At 46.5% G+C, this 1,112-nt stretch carries 2 protein-coding genes and 1 pseudogene; 2 read left to right on the forward strand and 1 reads right to left on the reverse strand.

Annotation, left to right across the window (positions count from 1 at the left end; all coding sequences use genetic code 11):
• Positions 1 to 166, forward strand: a pseudogene (locus DVK07_RS24430) (sulfatase-like hydrolase/transferase); the annotation flags it as partial.
• Between the two features lie 102 nt (positions 167 to 268).
• A complete protein-coding gene (locus DVK07_RS23840; RefSeq protein ID WP_233565531.1) occupies positions 269 to 604 on the forward strand; it encodes a hypothetical protein in 336 nt (111 codons plus the stop codon).
• Between the two features lie 49 nt (positions 605 to 653).
• Here the strand turns inward: DVK07_RS23840 and DVK07_RS19395 are convergent.
• The coding region (locus tag DVK07_RS19395) for a glycosyltransferase family 4 protein (protein ID WP_147441241.1) at positions 654 to 1,112 on the reverse strand (459 nt) is incomplete at its 5' end.

Here is a 1,112-nt window from a genome sequence, read left to right on the forward strand (position 1 = left end):
GCTACAACGTGAAAACGTCTGGGAGAATACTATTCTGATTGTAACTGGTGATCACGGTGAGGCACTACATGACCGAGGTCACTACGGACATCCTCGCCACTATCCGTACGATGAATTACTCCACGTTCCGCTTATCGTTCGTACTCCAGGCAAAGGGTCCGGCCGAATCTCTCACCCGATGTCATTGGCATGGTTGGGCGAATTGCTCGCCGACGTAACTGATCTGCCACGACCGTCGTTCCCTGCAGAGAGTGGTCGAGAAAGTCATATGGAGACCAACCCCGACGACAGGTCACAGGTTGTCTCGGATGCGCTGGATGCTCACGGCCACTCAGTCGTGGTACGAGATGAGAAATACAAGTATATCACCAGAGAGCTATCCGATTCAGCCAACACGGAGGTGATATATACTCTTCCAGATGGTGGTTTCCACGTGCTGACAGACCGTGGCGAACGCCACGTCCTAGAACCAGGAGAAATCCCGCAGTCACTATGCGAGAAAGCCCATAGCATTACAACCTCCCCTGGCGAACTCGACCATATCGAAGGCTCATTTTCACCAAAAGTGACACGCAGATTGGAAGAATTAGGCTACAAGATGTGAACAGATTAATATTGTCTTGAGTCACATATCACATATATTTTGGATAACACTATTTGTCCATTAATAACTTCTCAAATAGTCTGTAATAGTCAGCACTCACCGATTCAATACTAAATCTATCAACGGAATTGATGTGTAGTGATTCGAAGTTACACACCATCTCGATAAACTCTGAGTCGCTTGTGAATGTATTCTCTGTCGCGTAGGCAATATCACCAACTTCCCGTGCAATTGGTGGGATACCGGTTGCAAGAGCTTCGAGTATGACTCGTGGAAGGCCTTCGGTTAGCGAGGGGTGAATTAAAAATGAAGCCTTATCATAGTACTTCGGAATTTCTTGCGGAGATACTGGACCAACTAGTGTGACGCGGTCGTCATACTTTTCTGGTATATTAAGCGACTGCTGTTGTTCTCCTACTAGCATAAATTCAATATCTTGTCTTCTATCCAGTATTTCTGGTAAAGTACGCTCAAGCGTCCTCTTTCCTTTCTTTTTTGATATTCGGCC

This window comes from Halorubrum sp. Atlit-26R (genome assembly GCF_003666015.1).
Classification (GTDB): Archaea; Halobacteriota; Halobacteria; order Halobacteriales; family Haloferacaceae; genus Halorubrum.

Coding starts and splice junctions, on each gene's coding strand:
- DVK07_RS23840 (WP_233565531.1), top strand. CDS start 269: ATGGAGACCAACCCCGACGACAGGTCACAGGTTGTCTCGGATGCGCTG.